This is a genomic window from Streptomyces sp. WMMC500, assembly GCF_027497195.1.
In the GTDB taxonomy this organism is placed as follows: domain Bacteria; phylum Actinomycetota; class Actinomycetes; order Streptomycetales; family Streptomycetaceae; genus Streptomyces.
The window spans coordinates 4,648,639-4,663,335 of record NZ_CP114905.1 but is presented as its reverse complement, the minus strand read 5'-3'; the positions used below and the strand labels follow the sequence as shown (position 1 = coordinate 4,663,335).

The window sequence follows — 14,697 nt, the reverse complement described above, 5'->3', positions numbered from 1 at the left end:
CGTACGGGCCGGGCACCCCGCCCCGTACGGGCCGGGCACCCGCCTCACCCGACCGCCTCCAGCACCTCCCGCACCACCGGCCCCGCGTCCCCCGACCCGCTCTCCGCGTCCTCCACCACGCACGCCACCGCCACCCCGTCGCGATACGCAACCAGCCACCCGTTGTTCGGCCCCGTCGCCGTCACCTCCGCCGTCCCCGTCTTCGCCCCCACGTCCCCCGGCAGCCCCGCGAGCACCTGCGCGCTGCCCTCCGTCACCGTGTCCCGCATCAGCTCCCGAAGCTGCGTCACCACGGCCTCGGGAAGCGGCTCCGCCGAAGCCCGGGGCGACGCCGAAGAGCCCTCCACGATCACCGGCTGCCGGAACGTACCCGTCGCCGCCGTCGCCGTGACCGACGCCATCACCAGCGGGTTCGCCCGCAGCCGCCCCTGCCCGAAGAGCGCCGCGGCCTTCTCCGTCTCGTCCCCCGGCACCGGCACCTCCCCGTCGAACGACGGCACCCCCGTGTTCCACACCTCCCCGATCCCGAAGTACCGGTGCGCGAAGTCCGTCATCTCCTCGTCGCCGAGCGAGTCGCGCAGCGCGACGAAGGCGGTGTTGCAGGAGTGGATGAAGTCCTCGCGGAAGGTCGCGCCGGGGATCTCCGAGGTCTCCACGTTGTGGAACCGCTTCCCGACCGTCAGGTACTTCGGGCAGTCCACCGTGGTCCCGGGGCTGACCGCGCCCTTGTTCAGCAGCGCGGCCGTCGTGACGACCTTCCACGTCGAGCCGGGCGCGTAGGTGCCCTGGAAGGCCCGGTTGAAGCCCGCGGCCGGCGAGTTGGCGGCGGCCAGCACCTCGCCGCTGTCCATGTCGAGCGCGACGAGCCCCGCGTTGCGCCCGCCGACGTGCCGCTCCATCGCCGCCTCTGCGGCGCCCTGCAGCTCCGCGTCCACCGTCGTACGCACCGTCCCGTCGCCCGCGTCCCGCCGCGCTCCGAAACGCGCCTCCGTACTCCGTACGTCCCCCGTGTGCCGGTCGACGACCTGCACCGCGCCCTGCGGCAGTCCGCCGCCGAGGCCCAGCACACCCGCCAGCGACGGGTGGTCCGCGGCGGAGACGGCCGCACCGTCGCGGTCGACGGCGTCCAGTTGCGCCGACTCCTCGCGCACGAGCCGGAACTTCTCCGTCTCCGTCAGCTTCGGATGCACCAGGCCCAGCTCCCACCGCACCCGCCACGTCCCGCCGTCGTCGCGGGTCAGCGGGAGCGTCGCGGCGTACGTCCAGGTGCCGAGGCCCCGTACGGGCATCTTCGCGGTGTACGCCACGCGCGCCCCGCCGTCGCCGTCGGCGCGGGCCCGGCCCGCCGTCAGCTTCGGCCTGCCGATCTCCAGGCCCTCCGTGAAGCTCGCAAGGATCCGCTCGGCCTCGGCCGGCGAGTCCGTCAGCTTCGCCGCGGCCCCCATCCGCCCCGCCGACCAACCGTCCAGGAACCGCTCCGCCGTCCGCCGCGCCGCCGGATCCGCGGCCCCGCCGCCGTCCGCGCCGCCGTCGAGCGGCCCGGCCGTCGCCGCCCAGTACCCGCCGCCGGCCAGCACCACCGCCACGGCGGCGAGCACCGGACCACGGCGCCGGCGTCGCCGGCCCCGCCGCACGGGCGCGGCGCGGGAGAGATCGACGCCGTACGGGTCCGCGCCGTACGAACCGCCGTAGGCGCCGTAAGCCCCGTCCTCGTAGCCGCTCCGCGTCCCGTCCCCGTACCCCACCCCATGTCCTGTCATGCCGGACAGCAGACCAGCCGCCCCGCCCCTCAGTCCAAGACCAATATCGTCATCGATCCCATAGGCGATTGACTATCCTCACCGCTCATGGACCTCCTCCGGCATCTGCGCTACTTCAGGGCGGTCGCCGAGGAACGCCACTTCGGCCGCGCCGCCGAGCGGCTGCGCATCGCGCAGCCGTCGCTCTCCCAGCGCATCCGCCGGCTGGAGCGCGAGCTGGGCGTGCGGCTCTTCGACCGCGGCAGCCAGGGCACGGCGCTGACCCCCGCGGGCCGGCTCGTGCTCGCGGAGGCCGACCGGGTGCTCGCCGCCGCTGACCGGCTCGCGGCTGCGGTGGCGCGGATCGGCAGCGGTGCGGCCGGTACGTTGCGCGCCGCCGTCCCGCCGCACCTGGGCCCGGCCGCCGTCGCCGCGCTCATCACCGGCTACCGCGAGCGGTCCCCGGGCGGCGAGCTGGAGCTGCGCGAGCTGACCACGACCGCGCAGGTCCGCGAGCTGGCGGCCGGCACCCTCGACGCGGGCGTCGTACGGCATCCGTGTCCCGCACCCGGGCTCGCCTTCGGGCCCGTACTCCACCAGCCGCTCGGCGCGCTCCTCGCCGCCACCGACCCGCTCGCCGCGGGCGGCCGGCTGACCGCGGCCGACCTGAGCGGGCGCGCGCTCGTCCTCACGCCGCGGGCCGACGACCCGGCGCTGTACGACGAGGTGCTCACGGCCTGCGCCCGGCACGGCTGCACCCCGGCCGCCGTCCACGAGGCGGCCGGCGGGGACTTCACCCGCGCCCTCGTCCTCTCCACGGCCCCCGCGGGCCCGGCCGCCCCGGAGCAGCCCGCCGCATCCGAAGCACACGAAGCACCCGAAGCACTTGAACCTCCCGACCCACTCGACGCCCCCGACGCCCCGCCCGCCCCCGGCGGCGCCGTCGCCCTGCTGCCCCGTACCACCACGGGCCCCGGTACGGTGTGGCGCCCGCTGGCCGGCGAGCCGATCGGCTGGCGTACGTCCGCGGCGTGGCCGGCGGACGGCCACAACCCGGCCGTGGCCCGCTTCGCGGAGGCCGCCCACGAGGCGATGCGCGACCACGCCGGCATGCGCCCCGCCCGCGCCGCGGCCGTCCACCCCCGCCCCGCATCGGAGTTCCCGCTGTGACCCCGCCCCAGCCGCCCCCCGCCCCCCGGGCTCGCACGGGGTCCCGCATCCGCGAGGCGTTCGCGGAGGCCGGCGTCACCGGGCAGCTCCACGCCCGCGACATCGACACCGGCGCCGCCCTGGCGGTGGCCGCCGACACCCCGGTCAGCACGGCCAGCGTCCACAAGGTGTGCCTCCTCGCCACCCTCTACCGCGAGGCCGAGCACGGCCGCCTCGACCTCACCACCCCCGTCGACGTCCCCGCCGCCGGCCGCACCCCCGGCCCGACCGGGCTCGGCGCCATGCGCGACGCCGCCCGCCTCTCGCTGCGCGACCTGGCCGTCCTCGCGGTCTCCGTCAGCGACAACACCGCCGCCGACGTGCTGTGGGACACCGTCGGCATCGAGGCCGTCAACCGCACCATGACCGCCCTGGGCCTGACCCGTACCACCGCCGTGCAGAAGGTGCGCGACCTGTACGCCGCACTCGCCGAGGACGCCGGCGACGCCGGTGCCGCCGCGCTCCTCGACCCCGCCCGCGTCGCCCGCCTCCGCGCCCTCGACCCGGCCCGTACCAACCGCTCCACCCCGCGCGAACTCACCGCCCTCCTCGCCGCGATCTGGCGCGACGAGGTGTGCACCGGCGCGTACGCCGCCGACCTGCGCCGCACGCTCGGCACCCAGGCGTGGGCGCACCGGCTGGCGTCCGGCTTCCCCTTCGACGACGTACGGGTCAGCGGGAAGACGGGCACGCTGCCGACGGTGCGGCACGAGATCGGCGTCGTGGAGTACCCGGACGGGGGCCGCTACGCGGTCGCCGTGTGCACCCGCGCCGCGGCGACGGCGGTCACGCTCCCGGCGGCCGACGCGGTGATCGGCACCGCGGCCCGCCTGGCGGTGGACGCCCTGCGCGCCCCGTGAGTCAACTCGCCAACTGCGCCGGGGCCTCCGTGGCGATGCGCTCGAAGACGCGCTCGTCCGCGGCGAAGACCGAGTCCGGGATGGGCCAGTGCAGCACGATCTCGGTGAAGCCGAGGGCGGCGTGCCGGCCGGCGAAGTCGACGAAGGCGTCGAGGGACTCCAGCGGCCGGTCCGGGGTGAAGCCGGCGAGCAGCACCTTCTCCATCACCGCGGTGTCCCGCCCCACGGCGGCCCCCGCCTCGGCGAGCCGGGCGACCTGGGTGCGGATGGCGGCCAGCGAGTCGGCGGCGGTGCCGGTCGCGGAGGTCTGGGGGTCGCCGGTCGTCACCCATGCCTGCCCGTGCCGCGCGGCCAGCCGCATCCCGCGCGGCCCGGTCGCCGCCACGGCGAACGGCAGCCGCGGCCGCTGGACGCACCCGGGGATCATCCGCACCTCGTGCGCCGAGTAGTACGTGCCCGCGTACGACGTGGTGTCCTGCGTCAGCAGCGTGTCCAGCAGCGGCAGGAACTCCCCGAACCGCTCCGTGCGCTCCCGCCCGGCCCACGGCTGCTGCCCCAGGGCGGTCGCGTCGAAGCCGGAACCCCCCGCTCCGATCCCCAGCGTCACCCGCCCGCCGGACACGTCGTCCAGCGTGATCAACTCCTTGGCGAGCGTGACCGGATGCCGGAAGTTCGGCGAGGTCACGAGCGTGCCGAGGCGGAGCCGGGAGGTCGCGCCGGCGGCGGCGGTCAGCGTGGGCAGCGCGCCGAACCAGGGCCCGTCGCGAAACGTGCGCCAGGACAGGTGGTCGTACGTGTACGCGGCGGAAAAGCCAAGCTCCTCCGCCCGCTGCCATTGCGCACGACCGCCGGAGTGCCACCGCCGGACGGGCAGGATCAGGGTGCTCAGTCGCATACCGCGAGCGTACGGGGTCCCTCCGCCACTCGATCGGGTGACAGTCGCCTACTCTGCGTGAAGTTACGTAAGGTGCAAGCTATCCTTCGCTTTATGCAACGTACCCCGCCGGCGCTGCTGCCGCTCCTTCGTTCACCCTTTCAGGGCGAGCTGCTGGCCTGGCTGTACCTGCATCCGCAGGCGGAGACGTCCCTCGCGGACCTGGCCGCCCGATTCGGCGTCTCCAGCGCCACGGCGAGCAGGGAGGCCGACCGCCTCGCGGCAGCCGAGCTGATCACCGATCGACGGCGGGGGAACCTCCGACTCATCCGAGCCAACACCGAGGGACGACTCGCCGGTGCGCTGACCGACCTCCTCGCACTCACCTACGGCCCGATCGCAGTCCTCGGCGAGATCATCTTCGGCGTTCCGGGCGTGGAGGACGCGTACATCTACGGCTCCTGGGCCGCACGTTACCGCGGAGAGCGTGGCGGTGTGCCCGAGGACGTCGACGTCCTGGCCATCGGCGCACCCGACGAAGACGACCTGTATGAGGCCGCCCGTACCGCCGAACGCATTCTTGGCCGGGAGGTCAACGTCCATCGGGTCTCCGCCGCACGCTGGCACTCGCCTGAAGCCGACCCCTTCCTCACCTCCGTACGCGAACGCCCCCGCGTGCAACTCGAAGCGCCCGACAGGAGCGGCAGCACATGAAGTGGCAACAAGGCAGAGCCGCACTTGAGAACATGCTCGCCCGCGGCGACCTGGAGCGGATCCCCGCCAGCCGGGAGCAGGCGGACAACCTCCTGGTCCAGGCTCGCAACCACCTTGCGGCAGCCCAGGCCGTGACGGCCATCGACTCCGTCGGCGCCTACCAACTCCTCTACGACGCGGCCCGCAAGTCCCTCGTGGCCGTCCTGGAGAACCAGGGCCTGCGACCGACCAGTCGCGGAGGCCACATCGCCGTCCGCGACGCCCTCACGGCCCAACTCGACCCGCCCATGGGAGCCGTACTGCGCCCCTACGACCGCATGCGCCGCCGACGAAACCAAGCCGAGTACGCCGACCTTGAGACTCCTCCACCCGACGCCGACGACGTGGCCGCCGACATCCCCAAGGTGAAGGCCATCATCGATCTGGCAGAGCGCGTTCTCGACGAGATGAGCCCCTACTGAGGTTGCTTGCGCACGACCGCCGGAGTGCCACCGCCGGACGGGCAGGATCAGGGTGCTCAGTCGCATACCGCGACCCTACGGCCTGCGTTGCGGGGCCGCAGGGTCGCGGTTTCATGCGTGGGCGGCGGGGTCAGCAGCCGCCGCAGTTGTAGTACGTCACGTCCCAGTGGTTGCTCTCGCGGGCGTAGATGTTGCCGGAGCCGGAGCGGTACTGGGCGGCGCCGTCGCCGCGGTCGCCGATGTAGGTGAAGTTGCCGGTGACGTAGTTGTTGATGCAGGAAGCGAGGGAGTAGTCGAGCTTGTAGCCGTTCCAGTGGCTGTACGTGCCGCCGGCGTGGCCGGTTTCGGTGCCGCCGGTGATGTTGAGGGCGCAGCCGCTCGCGGACTTGAGCGTCTGGGCACCCTGCGCGGAGGCGAGGTTGAGCTGCTCGAACGAGGTGCAGGTGGGGTTGTTGCGGTTGGAGCAGCCGCCGGAGGACGACCAGGTGATGCCGGAGGAGCGGAACCGCGACGTGGCCTGGGCGTGGGTGATCTTCGTGACCAGCGGTGCGGCGGGCGACGCGGAGGTGGCGGGCGCCGTGGGCGCCGCCGCCTGGGCGGGAGCGGCGGCGACGCCGGCCGCGGCGCCGGCGACGAGGGCGAGGGCGGTGAGTGCGGAACGTACACGCATGTGGAACCTCCTGCTGGGGTGGGGAGTTGTGGGGGTTTCCGGCTGAGCAGGTGGTACACCGCAGGATGATGCCCGATGTCTACGCGCGTCGCCAGAGGGCGCGGGAACCGAAGGCGGGGAACTTCGTGCCGGGGCCGGGGCGTCTGTTACCGGCATGGGTGAGGAAGAGGCGGGTGAGGGAGACGTGGGTGGCGGGGATGCGCGAGCGGCGGGTGTGCGGAGCGGTCCGGGCGTCGGGCTGGGCGGGTGCGGTCTCGCGCTGTTCGGGGCCGCCGCCGCGCCGCTGGCGTGGGCGCCGCGGGCGGCGGACAGCGTGCACGGCGGGTTCGAGGGGCACGCGCGCGACCTGAGTGTGCTCTACGTCGACCTGCCGCTCGTCGTCCTCGGCGGTGCGCTGCTGCCGCTGGGCGTCTGGGCGTGCGGGCTGCGCTGGGTGGGGCGGCCCTGGGTGGCGGCGGTGGCGGCCGTGGCGGCTCTGGGGCTGGGGGTGTGGGGGCTCACCGAGTGGTGGGCGCCGCGGCGGGCCCCCGACCCCGGGTACGGGCCGGGGATCTGACGGCGCGTACCCGGGGGTGGGGGTCGGGGTGCGGGGCGCTCAGACGAGGACGCCGGTGAGAGGGTCGTAGCGCAGGAGCGTGAAGTCGTTGTCGGCGGGGTGGCGCAGGCCGCGGGTGCGGATGGTCATGATGCCGGTGCGGTAGCGGTCCTCGGTCGCGACGCGCAGCCAGGGGCGGCCGTCGCGGACGACCGTGACCTCCTCGGTCAGCGAGCCGTCGCGGCCGGCCGCCAGCGCGTACACGGGGCCGGCGGGCGGGGCGATGTCGATGCCGCCGTCCTCGCGGATGGTCATGGTGGCGACGAGTTCGCCGCGGCCGTCGTTGGCGTCTCCGGCGAAGTCGTAGAGGCGGGCCGGGTCGCCGACGTAGTGGCGCAGGCGGCCGAGGCCGGTGACGTCCATGCCGTTGTAGAAGTTCCCGGCGTCGGCGTCGAGCCAGAAGTGGGTGTTGTGGGTGGGGGAGCCGAAGTCGGGTCCTGAGTTGTAGGAGATGTGCCAGTGGGGCGGGTTGTCCGCGTGCAGGGTGTTGTTGGTCTCGAAGCCGGCGACGAACCAGCGGTGGCCCTTGGCCGCCGCGGTGGCCTTCAGACCGGAGTCGACGAGGATGCGGTGCGCGGCGACGAGCTGGTGGAGCTGGGAGCGCGCCTCCTTGGCCGGCCAGGGGACGGTCGTCCACGGGCCGGCGACGCGGTCGGGGTCGTTGTGGTCGAGCTTGTAGTACATGCCCGGGGAGATGTCGGGGTGGCTCCAGATCTGCAGGGTGGGCTGGTTGGCGTCGGCGGAGGGCTGGGTGACGGGGAGGGTGAAGGCGAAGCGGTGGCGGTCGGCGCGGTCGCGTCTGAGACGCAGCCGGGTGTCCATGTGCACGACGGCGGCCACGAGCACGCCGGGCCAGCGGACGGAGACCTCGATGCCCTCGGCGGTGGCGGGGCCGCGGACGAAGGAGTAGTACTCGGCGCGGCTGGCGACGTGGTAGCGGTCGCCGGGCACGAACTCGTAGCCCTCGGGGAGCGTCACCTCGGGCGTGGCGGGGTCGCCGGGGCGGAGGCGGACGAGGCGGAAGGCGGCGTACGCGACGGCGGCGTCGGCGGCTGCGGGTGCCGCGGCGGGTCCGGCGGCGGGCTGGTTGGCGGGCTCGGCGGCGGTGGCGGAATGGGGCAGCGCCAGCGCGAGGCCGGCGGTGGAGGCCCCGGTGACCAGGGCGCGGCGGCTGAGCGTGCTCATGCGGGATCCCTCTCGGTCGGATGCACGACGCGGGCCAGCTTGCAGCGTCTCGGGGCCCGCGGCCTTTCTGTCCCGCAACGGTCAGTTGAACCCGGGCGACCTCCTACGCCCCCGGCTCCTCGTCTCCGTCCACGTACCGCAGGACTCCCCACATCGCGTCCTCGCCCGCGTCCCGCGGCGTGTGGCCGCGGCAGGCGTCGAGTTCCTTGCGTACGGCCTCCGCGTCGATCCCCGCGCCGATCAGCACCAGCCGCGTGACCCGCGCCTCGCCGCGGCCCCACGGGGCGGGGTGGAAGCGCAGGAAGCGGCCGACGGCGTGCAGCCCGTACTTCTGCGGGTGGCCGGGGACGCCGAAGTGGACGAAGCCCTTGACGCGGTACAGGCCGGCGGGGCGGGTGTCGAGGAAGTCCAGCAGGCGGCGGGGGCTGACGGGCTGGTCGGTGACGAACTCGACGCTCTCGTACGCCGCGTGCAGGTGGGCACTGTGATCGTCGGCGGTGCCGTCGGCGGTACTGCCGCCCGTGGTGCTGCCGTCGGCGGGGTCCGCGGGGTCGGGGTCGGGGGCGAGGTCGGCGAAGGAGAGCTGGCGGTGGCGGGGAGCCGCGCCGGAACGGTCGTCGCCCCGCGGGTCGAAGAACAGCTCGGGGTCCACGCGCCCGTACGCCGTCGCCACCACGGGTGTGCCGGGGGCCAGTTCCCCGATCGCCTCGTGGAGGCGGCGGCGTTCGGCGGCGTCGGTCCGGTCGGTCTTGTTGAGCACGACGAGATCGGCGACGGCGAGGTGGCGGCCGATCTCGGGGTGCCGCTCGCGGGTCGCGGCGAACTCGGCTCCGTCCACGACCTCGACCAGTCCCCCGTACACGATGCGGTCGTTCTCGCTCGCCAGCACCATGCGGACGAGTTCCTGCGGCTCGGCGAGCCCGCTGGCCTCGACCACGATGACGTCGATCCGGCCGGTGCCGGCGAGCCGGTCGAGGTAGGCGTCGAGCTCGGCGGTGTCGACGGCACAGCACAGGCAGCCGTTGCCGAGGGAGACCATCGAGTCGACCTGGCCGGCGACGGCCATGGCGTCGATCTCGATGCTGCCGAAGTCGTTGACGACCGCGCCGATCCGGGTGCCGCCGTCGTTGCGCAACAGCCGGTTGAGGAGGGTGGTCTTGCCGGAGCCCAGAAACCCCGCGAGCACGACCACGGGGATCCGTCCGCCGCCCACCAGCCACCCTCCCGGTGCCGTCCGTTCCGCCGGCGTCCAGCGTAGAGGGCGGAACCCTCAGCCGTAGCGCTCGATGCGCGCCTGGGCGGGCGGGAACGGGGACTGCGCCGTGGTGCCCGCCGACCAGAAGCCGGCCGTGCCCGGTATGGGCGCGAGGGCGGACATCACGGGCGTCACACCCTCCGTCGCGGCCGGGCCGCGCTCGCTGGTCCAGGCGGTGCCGTCCCAGCGGAGGTAGTGGGCGCTGGTTCCGTCCCAGAAGTCCCAGCCGGCGATGACGGCGGGACGGCCGGCGGCGTCGGCCGCGATGGCGCCGAGGGAGCCGACGGAGAAGGGCGCGTCGACGTCGGTCCACGCCGTGCCGTCGTAGTGGCGCAGGACGACGCCCGGCGGCTTGCCGGGCGGCCCGCCGGCGCCGTAGTCGTGGCCGGTGAGCCAGATGTCGTCGGGGGCGACGGGGAGCAGGTCGGTGACGGAGAGGCGCAGGCCGAGGAGTTCGGGCAGGACGTGCCAGGAGCGGTCGTCGTACCGGGCGACGAGGACGCCGCCGGAGACCCAGGTGGCGCCGGCGCGGTCGACGTGGACGTTCCACAGGCTGGGGGCGGAACCGTCCTCGGTGGGCAGCGGCGGGGACCAGCTCCAGCGGGTGCCGGCGGCGTCGTCCGAGCGCAGCACCCGGGAAGCGCCGTCGCGGGTGCCGGAGACGCGGACGGTGCCGTCGGGGGCGACGGTGACGGCCCACAACTCCGTGCCGGACTCGCCGCGCCCGGGGAAGTCGTGTTCGCGCCAGGTGGTGCCGTCCCAGGCGAGGAGGTGGTCGGCGCCGGCCCGGTCGTACCCCACGGCCCAGGCGGCGACCGCACCCGCGGCCCCGGCGAGGGCGGCGGGGGCCGCGGCGACGTTGCGGAGGCTGCCGGCGAAGGCGAGGTGGGAGACGTCGGTGGGCCGCCAGGCGGAGCCGTCCCAGGTACGGGCCAGGGGGCGGCCGGAGACGGAACCGCTGCGGGCCTCCTCGCCCACGGCCCAGGCGAGATCGGGCCCCGCGGCGGCGATGGCGCTGAGCAGGGCGGCGGGTTCGCCGGCCGGGACGGGCACGTCCCGCCAGGCGGCGGGGGGCAGGGTGTCGCGTGCGGCTTGGCCTTGCGCACCGGCGCCGGCGGCGGCGTGACCGGGTCCTGCGGCGGCCTGGCCGTGTCCGGCCGTGAGGCCGAGCCCGGTGGCGGCGGTCGTGACGGTTAACCCTCTGACAAAGCTGCGTCTGCGCATGCGTGTTCTCCTCCCGTGGTATGGCTGAGCCAGAGTGACCCGCGGGTAACGAAGGGTCAACCCCGCGTCCGGACACCTGCGCGTCCCCGCCGGCGCGCCGGAGCCGCCCCGGTCACCCCGGGCCGTCTTCCCCGCCCCGGTCCTGCGCCAGGGTGTCCATCCGGCGCTTGTGGACCTCCCGTTCCGTCGCCGCCGTGACGAACTCCGCCGTCGCCGCCGGACCCACCAGGTCACGTACCGCCGCCACCGTGGCCGCCGGCAGGCTCACCGGGACCGTCGCCGGGCCGGTGGCCGGGGGCTGGGGCGGGCCGGCGAGGTGCTCGTGGAGCTGGCGCGTGGCCAGCGTGCGCATCGCGCGGGCCAGCTCCGCGTCCATCGTCTGCTGCGCCAGCGGGCGCAGCCGGCGGACGAGGCCGGCGGCCTCGGTCGCCTCCGCGTCCGACGGGGGGTGGTCGAGATAGCGCTGGAAGACGTGCTCGGCGGTGAAGTCGAGCAGGCCCGCGGCGATCTCCTCCACCCGCAGCCGCAGCTCGCGCAGTTGGCCGGTGATGGCCGCGAACGGCACTCCGGCCGCGTGCAGTTCCGCGGCGACCGTGAGCTGCTGCGGGCTGGGCACGAGGAACACCTCAGGCTCCCCCGGCACCCGCTCCAGCACGCCCAGCTCGACGGCCTCCTCGACCGCGGACTCGTCCGCCCCCCCGCCGAACAGCTCCTCCAGCTCCGCCCGGCCCAACTGCCCGGACTCCTCGTCGGTCCACGGCCCCTGCACCTCGGCGACCAGACCCAGCACTCCGCCGAGCCCCCGGCCCGCGTCCCACGCCTCCAGGAGCTCCTTGATGGACGCCAGGGTGTAGCCGCGGTCGAGGAGGCCGGCTATCTGGCGCAGCCGGGCGAGGTGTTCGTCGCCGTAGACGTTCGTCCGCCCGCGCCGCTCCGGTCGCGGCAGCAGCCCGCGGTCGGCGTACGCGCGGATGGTGCGTACGGTCGTGCCGCTGGCGTGCGCCAGACCCTCGATCCGGTACTCCCCGGCCGCCTGTTCCTCCAGCACCGCTCTCCTGCCCCCCGGCCGGCCCCCCGGCCCGTTCGCCGCCGTTTGTGGGAGGGATGGTACGACCGGCGCGGATGCCGGGATCCCGCTCCGGTCGCGCGGGACCCGGTGCGGCCCGCCCGCGTCGTGCTCCGCGCGCGGGAGACGTGCTTCGGTGCTCACGATGAGACTCCTGGAAGGCGACCGGAGGCGGGGGTGCTAGAACTTCGGTTCCACCCGGGCTATCGCCCGCAGCGCGCGCGGCGCGAACCGCGAGAGCAGCCGCGAGCCCCGCGCCTCCGGCGTGACCGGCACCACCGCCTGGTTGCGCACGACCGCCCGCAGCACGGCGTCCGCGACCTTCTCCGCGGGGTAGTTCCGCTTCCCGTACCACCGGTGGGCGCTCTTCCGGCGGCGCGTCTCCTCCTCCTCGGAGACGCCCGCGAACCGGGCGGTGGCCGTGATGCCGGTGTGCACGAAGCCGGGGCAGACGGCCGAGACGCCGATTCCCCGCCCGGCCAGCTCCGCGCGCAGGCACTCCGAGAGCATCAGCACCGCGGCCTTCGACGTCGAGTACGCCGGCAGGGTCCGCGACGGCGCATACGCGGCGGCGGAGGCGGTGTTGACGATGTGCCCGCCCTGGCCGCGCTCGGCCATCTGCCTGCCGAAGAGCCGGCAGCCGTGGATGACACCCCACAGGTTGACGTCCAGCACCCGGCGCCAGTCCGCCGCCGAGGTGTCGAGCAGCGGGCCGGCCAGACCGATCCCGGCGTTGTTCACCAGCACGTCCACCACCCCGTACGTGGCCGCGACGCGCTCGGCGAACTTCTCCATCGCCTCCTCGTCCCCGACGTCCACGACCTCCGCCCACGCCTCGGCCGCGCCGATCATCCGGCACAGCTCGGCGGTCGTGGCCGCCCCCTCGGCGTCGATGTCCGCCGCCACGATCCGCGCGCCGGCCTCCGCGAAGGCGAACGCAGTGGCCCGGCCGATGCCGCTCGCCGCGCCGGTGACCAGCACGAGCCGCCCGCCGAACCGGTCCGCGTACGGCCCGTCGGGGACGATCTCCGCCACCGGCGCGCCGTCCTCGTGGGCGCGCACGAACTCGCCGATCCACGCGGCGAGCTGGTCGGGCCGGGTGCGCGGGACCCAGTGCCGGGCGTCGATCGTGCGCCGCAGCAACTGCGGCACCCAGCGGTCCAGGTCGTCATAGAGGCTCGGGGACAGGAAGGCGTCGCCGGAGGGCGTGATGAGCTGCACCGGCACGTGCGCGTAGGCGTCGGGGCGTGGGTGGCGCAGCCGGGCGCGGATGTTGTCCCGGTAGAGCCAGGCGCCGTGCGCCGCGTCGTCGCCCAGGGAGGGCGTCGGGTAGCCGTCGCCGGGGACCTTCTCCACCGTCCGCAGGATCGCCGGCCAGCGCGCGCCGAGCGGGCCGCGCCAGGCCAGCTCGGGCAGCACGGGGGTGTGCAGCAGATACACGTACCAGGACTTGGCGGACTGGCCGAGCAGTTGGGCGGCCCGCCGCGGCGTGGGGCGGCGCAGCCGGCCGTCGAGCCAGTGCCCGAGGTGGTCGAGACACGGGCCGGACAGGGAGGTGAACGACGCGATGCGGCCCTCCGTGCGCGCCACCGTGGCGAACTCCCAGCCCTGCACCGAGCCCCAGTCGTGCCCCACGAGGTGCACCGGGCGGTCCGGGCTGACGGCGTCGGTCACGGCGAGGAAGTCGTCCGTGAGCTTCTCCAGCGTGAAACCGCCCTTCAGCGGCTCCGGCGCGGTCGAGCGGCCGTGGCCGCGGACGTCGTACAGCACGACGTGGAAACGCTCGGCGAGCCGGTACGCGACCGCGGACCAGACCTCCTTGCTGTCCGGGTAGCCGTGCAGCAGCACGACCGTCGGCTGCCCGGCATCCCCCAGCTCCGCCACGCACAGCTCGACACCGGTGGTCCTGACCCACCGCTCCCGTACGGCCGCGCCGCCCCGCTCGCTCATGCCACCCGCCCCTTCGCCGGCTCCCGGTCCGCCGCAACCGCTGCCTCTGTCTCCGCCCACCGCCGCACATGCGGCAGGTCGTCGTCCAGCCAGAACGCGCTCTCCTGCGCGTCACGCGAGTCCGTCACCACCAGCAGCTCCTCGAACTTCGCGCCCGTGCCGCGGAAGCCCAGGTGCGGTTCCACCGCCCACAGTCCCGGCCGCGGCGGATGCTGCGAGAACCGGTACGGGCTCCACAGCGGCGACCAGCCCTCCCGGTGCCCGCGCAGGGCGTCCTTCGCCAGGCCCTTCAGGCTCTGCGCGCCGAAGCCGAACACGTGCGGCGCGAAGCGCCGCTCCCGGACCCGGTCGACCTTGTGCGCGATGACGCCGAACGGATAGGCCCGGTGCCGGTTGTGATAACCCTGGCGGACCATGAGGCGCTCCACGTCCTCGTAGATCTCCCGCAGCGGGCGGCGCTCGCGCACCTCGCGCAGGATCAGCTCCCGGTGCACCCGGAGGTCGCGCATCAGCCGGTCGTGCACGGGGTTCGGCCCGAGGCAGCCGGAATAGCCCACGTCGGCCGTATGGCCGCCGTGCACCGGCGCGAGGTCGAGGATGAACGGCATGCCCGGCGCCAGCTCCCGGTTCGTCGGGAAGAACTGCAGCGGCACCCTGAAGCCCGCGAACGCGGTCCGGTCGCCGAACCACGCGAACGGCAGGTGGAACCAGTCCCGCACGCCGCGCTCGCGCAGCCACTCCCGCTGCATCCGCGCCGCCTCCCGCTCCGTGACCCCCGGCCGGAGCTGCGCCGCCACCGCCTCCGCGCACTCGTACGCCAGCCGCTGCACGCTTCTGAACCCCCGCAGAGCCGCCGAGGACTCGGTGAATGTCATCAGTCCGCCCCTCCCGTTCC

14 protein-coding genes are annotated in these 14,697 nt (G+C 74.7%); 5 read left to right on the top strand and 9 right to left on the bottom strand.

Translation table 11 applies throughout. From position 1 onward, the window contains the following. Positions 1-44: 44 nt before the first annotated feature. Entirely contained in the window at positions 45-1,745 is a 1,701-nt protein-coding gene (locus O7599_RS19985) for a penicillin-binding transpeptidase domain-containing protein (RefSeq protein ID WP_281623445.1), read from the bottom strand. Positions 1,746-1,847: 102 nt separating this feature from the next. Between O7599_RS19985 and O7599_RS19980 the strand changes: the two genes are divergently transcribed. Both O7599_RS19980 and O7599_RS19975 read left to right on the top strand, forming a co-directional pair. Next, positions 1,848-2,909, top strand: coding sequence for a LysR family transcriptional regulator (locus O7599_RS19980; protein ID WP_281616967.1), 1,062 nt, complete (start codon positions 1,848-1,850; stop codon positions 2,907-2,909). Then, positions 2,906-3,808, top strand: a complete 903-nt coding sequence (locus O7599_RS19975; protein ID WP_281616966.1) for a serine hydrolase — start codon at positions 2,906-2,908, stop codon at positions 3,806-3,808. The genes O7599_RS19980 and O7599_RS19975 overlap by 4 nt, the downstream gene beginning before the upstream one ends. A 1-nt stretch (position 3,809) precedes the next feature. Here the strand turns inward: O7599_RS19975 and O7599_RS19970 are convergent, their stop codons facing one another. Next, a complete protein-coding gene (locus O7599_RS19970; protein ID WP_281616965.1) occupies positions 3,810-4,703 on the bottom strand; it encodes an LLM class flavin-dependent oxidoreductase in 894 nt (297 codons plus the stop codon). Positions 4,704-4,796: 93 nt separating this feature from the next. Between O7599_RS19970 and O7599_RS19965 the strand changes: the two genes are divergently transcribed. Both O7599_RS19965 and O7599_RS19960 read left to right on the top strand, forming a co-directional pair. Beyond that, positions 4,797-5,396, top strand: coding sequence for a MarR family transcriptional regulator (locus tag O7599_RS19965; RefSeq protein ID WP_281616964.1), 600 nt, complete (start codon positions 4,797-4,799; stop codon positions 5,394-5,396). Beyond that, the gene (locus O7599_RS19960; RefSeq protein ID WP_281616963.1) at positions 5,393-5,857 is read left to right on the top strand and encodes a hypothetical protein; all 465 of its coding nucleotides are present in this window, start codon (positions 5,393-5,395) and stop codon (positions 5,855-5,857) included. The genes O7599_RS19965 and O7599_RS19960 overlap by 4 nt, the downstream gene beginning before the upstream one ends. A gap of 130 nt (positions 5,858-5,987) precedes the next feature. Here O7599_RS19960 and O7599_RS19955 read toward each other — a convergent pair whose 3' ends face one another. Continuing rightward, a complete protein-coding gene (locus tag O7599_RS19955; protein ID WP_281616962.1) occupies positions 5,988-6,527 on the bottom strand; it encodes a hypothetical protein in 540 nt (179 codons plus the stop codon). A gap of 154 nt (positions 6,528-6,681) precedes the next feature. Between O7599_RS19955 and O7599_RS19950 the strand changes: the two genes are divergently transcribed. Further along, a complete protein-coding gene (locus O7599_RS19950) occupies positions 6,682-7,083 on the top strand; it encodes a hypothetical protein (protein WP_281616961.1) in 402 nt (133 codons plus the stop codon). A 39-nt stretch (positions 7,084-7,122) separates the two neighbouring features. Here the strand turns inward: O7599_RS19950 and O7599_RS19945 are convergent, their stop codons facing one another. The 6 genes from O7599_RS19945 to O7599_RS19920 form a co-directional block, all read right to left on the bottom strand. Beyond that, a complete protein-coding gene (locus O7599_RS19945; protein WP_281616960.1) occupies positions 7,123-8,307 on the bottom strand; it encodes a hypothetical protein in 1,185 nt (394 codons plus the stop codon). Between the two features lie 103 nt (positions 8,308-8,410). Beyond that, positions 8,411-9,520 carry a GTP-binding protein gene (locus O7599_RS19940; RefSeq protein WP_281616959.1) on the bottom strand — a complete coding sequence of 370 codons (1,110 nt, stop codon included), beginning with the start codon at positions 9,518-9,520 and terminating at the stop codon, positions 8,411-8,413. 57 nt (positions 9,521-9,577) lie between these two features. Continuing rightward, positions 9,578-10,786 (bottom strand): hypothetical protein, encoded by a 1,209-nt coding sequence (locus O7599_RS19935; protein WP_281616958.1) that lies wholly within the window; start codon positions 10,784-10,786, stop codon positions 9,578-9,580. Positions 10,787-10,898: 112 nt separating this feature from the next. Next, positions 10,899-11,834 carry a MerR family transcriptional regulator gene (locus O7599_RS19930; RefSeq protein WP_281616957.1) on the bottom strand — a complete coding sequence of 312 codons (936 nt, stop codon included), beginning with the start codon at positions 11,832-11,834 and terminating at the stop codon, positions 10,899-10,901. A gap of 198 nt (positions 11,835-12,032) precedes the next feature. Beyond that, on the bottom strand, positions 12,033-13,802 hold the full coding sequence (locus O7599_RS19925; protein WP_281616956.1) for an SDR family oxidoreductase: 1,770 nt from the start codon (positions 13,800-13,802) through the stop codon (positions 12,033-12,035). Beyond that, complete coding sequence (locus tag O7599_RS19920; protein WP_281616955.1) at positions 13,799-14,677, bottom strand: M24 family metallopeptidase; 879 nt, start codon at positions 14,675-14,677, stop codon at positions 13,799-13,801. The genes O7599_RS19925 and O7599_RS19920 overlap by 4 nt, the downstream gene beginning before the upstream one ends. Positions 14,678-14,697 lie beyond the last annotated feature (20 nt).

Coding starts and splice junctions, on each gene's coding strand:
- O7599_RS19980 (WP_281616967.1), top strand. CDS start 1,848: ATGGACCTCCTCCGGCATCTGCGCTACTTCAGGGCGGTCGCCGAGGAA.
- O7599_RS19970 (WP_281616965.1), bottom strand. CDS start 4,703: ATGCGACTGAGCACCCTGATCCTGCCCGTCCGGCGGTGGCACTCCGGC.
- O7599_RS19965 (WP_281616964.1), top strand. CDS start 4,797: ATGCAACGTACCCCGCCGGCGCTGCTGCCGCTCCTTCGTTCACCCTTT.
- O7599_RS19960 (WP_281616963.1), top strand. CDS start 5,393: ATGAAGTGGCAACAAGGCAGAGCCGCACTTGAGAACATGCTCGCCCGC.
- O7599_RS19955 (WP_281616962.1), bottom strand. CDS start 6,527: ATGCGTGTACGTTCCGCACTCACCGCCCTCGCCCTCGTCGCCGGCGCC.
- O7599_RS19950 (WP_281616961.1), top strand. CDS start 6,682: ATGGGTGAGGAAGAGGCGGGTGAGGGAGACGTGGGTGGCGGGGATGCG.
- O7599_RS19945 (WP_281616960.1), bottom strand. CDS start 8,307: ATGAGCACGCTCAGCCGCCGCGCCCTGGTCACCGGGGCCTCCACCGCC.
- O7599_RS19935 (WP_281616958.1), bottom strand. CDS start 10,786: ATGCGCAGACGCAGCTTTGTCAGAGGGTTAACCGTCACGACCGCCGCC.
- O7599_RS19925 (WP_281616956.1), bottom strand. CDS start 13,802: ATGAGCGAGCGGGGCGGCGCGGCCGTACGGGAGCGGTGGGTCAGGACC.
- O7599_RS19920 (WP_281616955.1), bottom strand. CDS start 14,677: ATGACATTCACCGAGTCCTCGGCGGCTCTGCGGGGGTTCAGAAGCGTG.